The sequence below is a fragment of the Pseudomonas sp. NPDC085632 genome (assembly GCF_044541255.1).
Classification (GTDB): Bacteria; Pseudomonadota; Gammaproteobacteria; order Pseudomonadales; family Pseudomonadaceae; genus Aquipseudomonas.
Map to the genome: position 1 here is coordinate 1 of NZ_JBITSX010000086.1, position 8,229 is coordinate 8,229.

Annotated in this window: 12 protein-coding genes and 1 tRNA gene; 4 read left to right on the top strand and 9 right to left on the bottom strand. The window is 58.9% G+C overall.

Annotated features, from left to right (window positions below; all coding sequences use genetic code 11):
- The 5 genes from ACIF4X_RS28590 to gspG form a co-directional block, all read right to left on the bottom strand.
- Window positions 1-992, bottom strand: a 992-nt coding sequence (locus ACIF4X_RS28590) for a secretin N-terminal domain-containing protein (RefSeq protein WP_397484626.1), incomplete at its 3' end; no start/stop codon positions are given.
- Window positions 989-1,531 (bottom strand): type II secretion system protein GspM, encoded by a 543-nt coding sequence (gene gspM, locus ACIF4X_RS28595; RefSeq protein ID WP_397484627.1) that lies wholly within the window; start codon window positions 1,529-1,531, stop codon window positions 989-991. The genes gspM and ACIF4X_RS28590, both read right to left, overlap by 4 nt.
- Window positions 1,524-2,702, bottom strand: coding sequence for a type II secretion system protein GspL (gene gspL / locus ACIF4X_RS28600; RefSeq protein WP_397484628.1), 1,179 nt, complete (start codon window positions 2,700-2,702; stop codon window positions 1,524-1,526). The genes gspM and gspL overlap by 8 nt, the downstream gene beginning before the upstream one ends.
- Window positions 2,699-3,685, bottom strand: a complete 987-nt coding sequence (gene gspK / locus ACIF4X_RS28605) for a type II secretion system minor pseudopilin GspK (protein WP_397484629.1) — start codon at window positions 3,683-3,685, stop codon at window positions 2,699-2,701. The genes gspL and gspK overlap by 4 nt, the downstream gene beginning before the upstream one ends.
- A gap of 8 nt (window positions 3,686-3,693) precedes the next feature.
- Window positions 3,694-4,143 carry a type II secretion system major pseudopilin GspG gene (gene gspG, locus ACIF4X_RS28610; RefSeq protein ID WP_397484630.1) on the bottom strand — a complete coding sequence of 150 codons (450 nt, stop codon included), beginning with the start codon at window positions 4,141-4,143 and terminating at the stop codon, window positions 3,694-3,696.
- 146 nt (window positions 4,144-4,289) lie between these two features.
- Here gspG and gspI point away from each other — a divergent pair, with 146 nt between their 5' ends.
- Complete coding sequence (gene gspI, locus ACIF4X_RS28615; protein WP_397484631.1) at window positions 4,290-4,676, top strand: type II secretion system minor pseudopilin GspI; 387 nt, start codon at window positions 4,290-4,292, stop codon at window positions 4,674-4,676.
- 6 nt (window positions 4,677-4,682) lie between these two features.
- Here the strand turns inward: gspI and ACIF4X_RS28620 are convergent, their stop codons facing one another.
- Window positions 4,683-5,114 carry a type II secretion system protein N gene (locus tag ACIF4X_RS28620; protein ID WP_397484632.1) on the bottom strand — a complete coding sequence of 144 codons (432 nt, stop codon included), beginning with the start codon at window positions 5,112-5,114 and terminating at the stop codon, window positions 4,683-4,685.
- A 114-nt stretch (window positions 5,115-5,228) separates the two neighbouring features.
- On the opposite strand from ACIF4X_RS28620, the gene gspH reads away from it, so the two are divergent.
- The 3 genes from gspH (at window position 5,229) to ACIF4X_RS28635 (ending at window position 6,933) form a co-directional block, all read left to right on the top strand.
- Window positions 5,229-5,690, top strand: coding sequence for a type II secretion system minor pseudopilin GspH (gene gspH, locus ACIF4X_RS28625; protein ID WP_397484633.1), 462 nt, complete (start codon window positions 5,229-5,231; stop codon window positions 5,688-5,690).
- Window positions 5,687-6,298, top strand: coding sequence for a type II secretion system protein J (locus ACIF4X_RS28630; RefSeq protein WP_397484634.1), 612 nt, complete (start codon window positions 5,687-5,689; stop codon window positions 6,296-6,298). Before gspH ends, ACIF4X_RS28630 begins: the two co-directional genes overlap by 4 nt.
- 77 nt (window positions 6,299-6,375) lie before the next feature.
- Entirely contained in the window at window positions 6,376-6,933 is a 558-nt protein-coding gene (locus ACIF4X_RS28635) for an NADAR family protein (protein ID WP_397484635.1), read from the top strand.
- 98 nt (window positions 6,934-7,031) lie between these two features.
- On the opposite strand, the gene ACIF4X_RS28640 is transcribed toward ACIF4X_RS28635, so the two are convergent.
- The 3 genes from ACIF4X_RS28640 to ACIF4X_RS28650 all read right to left on the bottom strand — a co-directional run.
- Window positions 7,032-7,271 carry a YceK/YidQ family lipoprotein gene (locus ACIF4X_RS28640; protein WP_397484636.1) on the bottom strand — a complete coding sequence of 80 codons (240 nt, stop codon included), beginning with the start codon at window positions 7,269-7,271 and terminating at the stop codon, window positions 7,032-7,034.
- A gap of 540 nt (window positions 7,272-7,811) precedes the next feature.
- Window positions 7,812-7,888, bottom strand: a tRNA-Pro gene (locus ACIF4X_RS28645).
- Between the two features lie 89 nt (window positions 7,889-7,977).
- Window positions 7,978-8,229 (bottom strand): MerR family transcriptional regulator (locus tag ACIF4X_RS28650; protein WP_397484637.1); only part of this gene is annotated, 252 nt, incomplete at its 5' end.

Here is an 8,229-nt window from a genome sequence, read left to right on the forward strand (position 1 = left end):
CTCGGATTGCTCTGCGCGTTATCCAGTTTGTAGATCAGATTACGCGCCAGTTCCGTGCGCTCCGGACTGCCAGCGCGAATGATGATGGTGTTGGAACGCGGGTCACCAATCACCGCAATTTTCTGCGTCGGATCATTGCCCGGCGCATCGAGCAGATCAGCCACCATTGGCGCGATGTCGGCAGCGATGCCGTTCTGAATTTGCACCACATCAGTGTCGATCGCACTCGGCGAATCAATGCTCGCAATCAACTGCGCAACGCGGGTCAGGTTCTCCGCGTAATCGGTGATGACGATGGTGTTGTTGCCCGGATAGGCGTTGATCGGATTGTTCGGCGAAACGATCGGCCGCAGCACCGGAATCAGGTTCACCGCGTTCTCATATTGCAGTCGAAACGTCCGCGTGAGCATGCCGTTACCCGCCGGTTTATCAGCGCTGTAAATCGGCCCGCCGAGCAACTTCGCATCCGCCTCCGGCACCACCTGCGCGACACCGCCGACATCGACCACGCTGAAACCCTGCATGCGCAACGCCGCCAGCAACATGTCGTAAGCCTGCCGCGCCGGCACCTGACCTTCCGAGACCAGCGTCAACGTGCCCTTGACCCGAGGGTCGACCAAAAACTGCTGCCCGGTCGACCGCGCCAACGCCCGCACCACCGCTTGAATGTCGGCGTCGACAAAATTCAGCGTCACCGGTTGATCGCCTAGAGGATTACTCGGCAAGGCAATGCCCGACGCCGCCGCCCCACTGCGCGCACTCTTGCTGATGTTGTGCAATGGCTTCGGCGCCGGTCGCGCCTGCGCCTGCGCGCGTTCGCGGTCGAGCACCGCGTCGCCGCTGCGCTGGGTGTTGGCCAGCGGCCGCCCGAGCTCACTGTCGACCAGCAATGGCGGCTGATTCTGTGGTGCGGTGGTGTTGCTGCATGCGCTCAGTGCCAACAACAGAAACGGCGCGGCCGTAAGTACATAATTGGAACCTGACCACTTCATGAAGCTTCCTTAGCGCCCTGCGCCTGATCCATGCGAACGGTTCCCGACAGAGTGCCTGCCGTATCATCGACCTTGACCTCACTTGCACGCTGCAAACGAACCTCGGCCACTTCAAGTGAAAACTGCACTGGGTGGATTAACAGCCAACTGATGACGGCATCAGCGGGCGCATCCTCGAACGTCAACTGCCAATCGGTGCCAATTGCCTGCAACTGGTAGTGACCCAGCAGCCCGCTGCCATCGAGAGATTGCTGCAATGACCGCTCGACGTTTTGCCCAATGGGCGCTGTCGCCACCTCGCGCAACAACAGATCCAGCGCCTCGGCCTGGCCACGCAACTTCGGCGTTTCGGTCTGCCAATGTTCAATCTTTTTCAGCGGTGGCTGGACGAACAGCAGCCAGATCAGCACGCCCCCCAACATCAATGCGCTGCCCGCGACCAGGCGTTTTTCGCGCAAGGTCAGCGGCGCCCAATGCCGATGAATCTGTGCACGCAGCAGCAGCCAGCGAGCCCGATAGATCGCCAGCAGACTATTCATCGTCGCTGTCCATGACGGCATCGTCCTCAACCACTGCCGGCTCAACCTGCGGGCTGAAAATCCACACGTTGTCTTCGCGTCTGGCGACCAACCCTGCCTGCGTCAGCGCTCCCGGCAATGCGCCGTCGGCGGGTGACTGCGCAGTGTCGGCGGCCAACTCCAACTGCAAACGCCCCTGCTCAAAGCTCATGCGCTGGACGCTGCCCGCCATAAACGGCAGCGCGCTCGCGGCGTGTTGCACCAGGTAGGCGAACCCATGATTCGCGTCGACCGTCACACCACTGTGCCGGGCTGCCAATTGCTGGCGAGCCTGCTGCAACGGATTGAGGATCACCGGTAACTCTGGAAAAGCCTGCTTCACCCGCAAGCGCATTTGCGCCTTGAGCTGCTCGCCCTGGGTCACTTCACGGGCCGCGTAAAGGTTCAGCCCAGACACCCAGATCGCAATCGCCAAGGCACAACAGAAGATGGCCTTGCCCCAACCGCGCGCGGGGCCGGCAGCCTTGCCGATGCCTGCATGCAACCCCCATCCCGGCGCAACGCCACACCAGCGCTGCTCCGCAGGTCGTGGTTCGACGACTGTTGCAGGAGCATCCGCGCCGATCCACTGCAAGCCGCAACCACTGCCGACGAGTTCATCCAGACGTTCCTGCGCCAAGGGTTCTACCGAAGCCTGCGCACGGCTGAAGCGCAGCAGCAATTGCCCGTCCAACACGCACGCGCTGACCTGCCCCTGCGCGGGCACCGGCAACGCATAAGGTGCCGGATAAAGGCCTCGCAGCTTCAATCGGTGCTGAGCCAATAACAGTCCGAAACGATCCAGAGATGCCTGCGCGAGCCAGGCCAGCGACACTTGTCCTGAGACCTCACGAGCACTGTGTGCAACGTACATCTGTTCAGTGCCACCCAGAATCAGCGCCTGCGCGGCACACTTCACCGCCGCCTCGATCTTCACCGGCGCCAGCGGTGGCAACTGCAAACTGGTCAATACGCTGTCTGCCGGATGCAGAAAAAATTCGACGGGCTGTAACGGCCACTTCTGCTCAATCAGCAACAGCGTACTGACACCGGTCTGACTGACCTGGTCGTGCCGATCCAGGCGCGCAAATTCAACCTCGGAATCTGAGGTCAAACCCGCCAGCGGCGGCAAGGCGACTCGCAGGCGCGTCATACACCGAGCCTCGACCAGACCACTTTCGGCATGTCGTCGGCGGATCGATGCAGCAGCGCATCCAGGCTGACGCGGCGCCGGTCACGACGCGCGTGTCCGCGCAGCAGAAACCAATCGCTGCTGATGCCGACGTTCAGTCCGTCGACGGTCAGGTGCGGCAAGTGCAGACGGTTGACGAAGTCCCCACGATTGATGAACCACTGGCCACGATCGCGCTCTCCCACCACGACCCTGGCCTGCGCGAGCGATAAACCCGGTACCACCGCCACCAATACCTCGGCGCTGGCAGTATTACCGTTGACCCAGGTCTTGGCCGGAATCAGGCTGACGTACTGATTCAAGCGACCAAGCAGATCCTCGTTCATGCCTTCGAGGCCACGTAAATCATCAAGGCTGCGCAACATCGGCTGAGTAACCGGCAAGGGCCTTCGACGCGCACTCGGCGACGTCGCACGGACGCCGTCGAACCCCGTCTGCGCCATACTCTGCCCGGCGGCTTGCAGGTCGGGCATTCTCGGGTAGGAGGCAATGACTCGCTGGCTAATGCGCTGGCTGAGGGCAGCATCGATTCCGATCATTTCGCAGAGCCGTTCGAAGCTGCGCAACTGTCCGCCATCGACGCGCTCATTGCTGAGTAAATTGCGCAGATTGAACTTGCCCTGCTGATCCTCGATGCGTCCCTCGAAACCGCCCCCCGGCGCATTCAACAAATGGCTTTTGACAGGCTGCGCCCAAGGTTGATCGAGCCGGGTCAGCGCGTCCTGTTGACGCGTGTCCCTGAGCAGTTGCCGACTGAGCTCCAGCCCCGCCAACAGCGTGGCCGCGCCCTGCACTCGGGACTGTTCTGCTTCAAGAGAACGGGTAAAGACGCTCTGTCGGGTGAGCATGCCAGCGGCGATCACCGCAACCACGGCGGCAATCAGCAAGGCGCTGATAATGGCCATGCCGCGCTGTTTCTGCGCCTGTGGCGAGGATGATTTCATGGCCGCTCTCAGAGCTGCCAGGAACCAATATCGGCATTGACGCCGTCGCCGTCGGGTTGGCCGTCTGCGCCGAGGGAGAAGATGTCGATCTCACCGTTCGCGCCAGGATTCAGATAGTTGTATGGACGACCCCAAGGGTCGTTGGGCAAGCGTTCCAGATAAGAGCGCCAGTTGCTGTTTTTCGCATCCGCCGGACGCTCCACCAACACCTTGAGCCCCTGATTCAGCGTCGGATAAGTGCCGTGGTCGAGGCGGTAGAGTTTGAGCGCCTGCATCAGGCCGGCGATGTCTTGTTTCGCTGCGGTAGCTCTGGCCTGGTCGGGCCGATCGAGCACCTTGGGCACGACCATCGCAGCCAGAATGCCGAGGATGACCACAACAACCATGATCTCGATCAGGGTGAAACCCTGCTGTCCTCGACGTCCTGCGGACTGAGATTTGACGCGCTCGAAATCCATTTCAACCTTCCTTGGCATGATTACATTCGGCGCGCAGTGTAACAAAAGCCAGTCATCGTACAACAATCATTAACGCACTGTTTTTCTGCACATTCGCCAAAGAACGGGTGTTATTCTTCGGGCCGGTTTCAACCGCAGAGACAAGGATGGAAGCATTGCGCAAGGAGCGAGGTTTCACCCTCATCGAGGTTCTGGTGGCCTTGGCAATCATCGCCGTGGCGATGTCTGCAGCCGTTCGCGTTGCGGGTCTGATGACCCAGAGCAATGGTCTGCTGCGCGATCGCTCGATCGCTTTGCTGGCGGCGCAGACCCGGCTCGCCGAACTGCGTCTGGAGGAAGATTTTGCCCCGGGAGTGAAAACCTTCGAGTGCGATCAAGGTCGCCTGCAACTGCGCTGCGATCAACACGTGACGCCGAGCACCGATGGACGACTGATGCGCGTGACGCTGCTGGTTTCGGATCGCGAACGTCAGGCGCCACCCCTTGCGCGACTCGACACGCTACTCGGCCGGCCGCAGGAAAAGCGCCAATGACGCTGCTCAGGGTCGAGTCAGTCGAGGCAGCGAGGGGGAGTCTGGCAGCGTGCTGACTTTTAATCGGCTCTGTTCTGCGCCACGCTCAATGACCACCGCATCCTGTTCAATGGCTATCACGCGTACACCTAGGGTCAAGCGATCACCCACCAGAAAACTGCGCGGCGGACCGTCGTTGAGACTTAGAATTGCCACCGCAGCGTGCGCCCCTGCCAGCACTCCGGAAACCTTGATATCCAACGGTGCCGGCTGGTTGGAAAACCACTGCAAAGCCGCTGTGTCGGCACGCGTCGGCAACACTTGGGGGTCCACCGCCGGAACGTGGGATTGTGCCGGCGTCAGCACCAGCGCAGACCAGAACAGTCCCCCTGCCAGTGCAGCGATCAGCGCCGCCGATTGCACAAGCTGCGTTGCGGTTAAGCGAAAAGTAAATGCCAAGACCCAACCTCCCTGTTGTCCTGCGTCGCAGTCTACAGGACAACATTGGCTTTTCTATCCGGATTGAAGGTTCGAATCCGCCAGGATGGATTCACAACGAAGGAACGTTGCGGTATGACCAAGGACAGACAAACAGGCTTCACCCTCATCGAATTGATGGTGGTGTTGATCATCATCGGTATTGCCAGCGCCGCCGTCAGCCTGAGCATCAAGCCTGACCCGGCGCAACGGCTGCGCAAAGACGCCAATCGCTTGATCCAGTTGCTGCAAATCGCCCATGCCGAAGCCCTGGCCGATGGACGCCCGATCACTTGGCTGGCGGACAAAAACGGCTTTCGTTTCAGCCGTCGCAATGAACAAGGCCCCGGCTTCGATCACTTTCTCGCCGATCCGCAACTGCGCCCCCGTCACTGGGAAACGCCATCGCTGAAGGTGCGAGCGACACCCAGGCAGCCGCTGATACTGAACGCCGAGTGGTTCGATTCACCCGTGCAACTGCAACTCTCGGACGGCCAGAACACGCTCACCGTGCAACGCACAGCCACGGGCAAATTGACCTTGGCCAACCAGCCATGAATAGCCGGCAAGAGGGTTTTACCCTGATCGAAGTGATGGTCGCGATCCTGCTCATGGCGATCGTCAGCCTGATTGCCTGGCGCGGTCTGGACAGCGTGACCCGCGCCGACACGCACCTGCAGGCGAGCACCGAACACACCGAAGCACTGCTGCGCACGCTGCATCAACTGGAGCGAGATATCGCCTTGCGCGCGAGCATCGAACTGCGCGAACCACTATTGAACGACAACGATGACGAACGATCCGGGCAGCCAGCGGCAATCAGCGTGCGCAGCGCCGACGACCAGAGTTTTCGTCTTGACGTGATCCGCAGTGCAGCCACCTCGCAGAACGGCTTGCAGCGCGTGCGCTGGTGGCTGAAAGATCAAACCCTGTACCGCGCCGCCGCCACGCCACGTGATCGCTACCCACTGCCTGCGCCGAAACAGGCAGTGGCGGTGCTCGACAGCATCAGCGACCTGCAAGTACGCGTCTGGGAACCGCAGATGGGGTGGCGTCAGCTCAGCGGCAACCGCAAAGAGAACCCACAAGGCCTGGAAATCCGCCTGACCCGGCAGACGCCTCAAGGCGAAGAACACTACCGCCAGGTATTGGGCCCACTGGATTAGTCTCTGGGCGATATTGCGTATTGCCCTGACACGCACAGCGACTGTAACGTCGAAAGTCAGTTACCGAGGAAATCTCATTGCACGACTCTAAACTTCTCGAAGATCTACGCGCTCGCTTCAACGCTGGAGAGCCTCTGGATTTCACCTTTTTCTGGGGACACCAGCGAAGCAAAAGCGCCGTCACGGCTTCATGCTTCAGCCAGTGGTACGAAGCCGAATTCGTTATCGAGGGGCAACGCTACCCGACAGCCGAACACTTCATGATGGCCGAGAAGGCAGCGTTGTTCGACGATCAGGAAGTTCGTGCACAAGTGCTGCTGGCCCCCACGCCAAACGCCGCCAAAGCCCTCGGTCGCAAGGTGCGCGGTTTCAACGACCCACTCTGGCTGCAACACCGATACGACATCGTCGTCCAGGCAAACCAAGCCAAGTTCTCCCAAAACCCGGAGCTGGACGAATACCTGATGCGCACTGGATCTCGGGTCATTGTCGAAGCGAGCCCGGTTGATGCCATTTGGGGAATTGGGCTCGCGCAGGATCACGCAGATGTGAACGATCCGAATCTGTGGAAAGGCCTGAATCTTTTGGGGTTTGCACTGATGCAGGTTCGGGACGGCAGGGTTGGATTGTCCTGAGTTTTACTGGCGGTGGCGTCAGCAACGAAAAAGCCTTGGCGTGTGCCAAGGCTGTTCTACGGGAGTTTTATACCGCTTTAGGTTGCACTACCTGCCAGTCATAAATTGCAGGTGTATTGATATTCGAAGGGGAAGAAGACTGTATCGACCACCAATGAAAATGGCGCGTCGATCAGTAGAAAGGGAATCAACTTGCCTTTGGATGTACCGACCAACCACCAGTCGAACCGAACACCGATGTAAGGACATCGGTGCTTGTCATAATCCATCCGCATGGCCGTTGCTGCACAGCCGCTTGAACTGGCGATCAACACCAGTAACACCAGTTTGTGAAACACTTAATATCCTTATTAGTTGTTGATGCTGAGTTGCGTAAACGGGGTTGCAGATGGCTTTCCCTCTACAACCGGCCACCCACGTGGGTGGAGTAAAGCCCTACGCCGACTACCGAGGCCGATCGTAAGGACAATGAAAAACCTCAATCAGATTGGAATTGGCAAGATGCGTGAAGCATGCAGGCGAGGATGCAGACCTGATGGACCTCATTGATTTTTTGGGAAACCTTTGCAGCGCATTCAGTAACTTTCAAGGCTATGAAAAGCCTCGCAGGGTGTTTACCCGAGGATTCGTTGCGTTCTGCGTATTTGTGGCTGTGTTTGAGTTGATTGCGCTGAACCTCTACTACGCATAGACGAGATGGAATCAGATGCTGAGGAATCTGGTTTTTAATGGTGTTTCACGCTTGCTGGATTCCAGCAAAGATCTTCGTGCCGGAGTGAATCCAGGCCTTCTCGACGAAGTTACCGGGTAGTTTTGCGCAGGCACAAAAAAGCCGATCCATCTGATCGGCTTAAGTGTCTGATTTTAATCAGGAATTATGGTCGGGACGGAGTGATTCGAACACTCGACCCCTAGCACCCCATGCTAGTGCGCTACCGGACTGCGCTACGCCCCGACTGGTCTTGCAACTCGTTCTTCATCTCGAAGAACGCTCAAGAATATAGCGCAAGCTTTTGAAAACTGGAAGTATTCAAACGCTGCTTTTTATTTCTTGAGAACCACCAGCACATCTTCCAATTCGGCAATCATCTGCCGAATCATCTGTTTGTATTGGGTCGTGTCGTCTTTGGCTTCATCGCCGGACAGACGCAGGCGTGCGCCGCCGATGGTGAAACCCTGATCGTAAAGGAGCGCGCGGATCTGCCGGATCATCAGCACGTCCTGGCGCTGATAATACCGGCGGTTTCCGCGGCGTTTGACGGGGTTGAGCTGAGGAAACTCCTGCTCCCAGTAGCG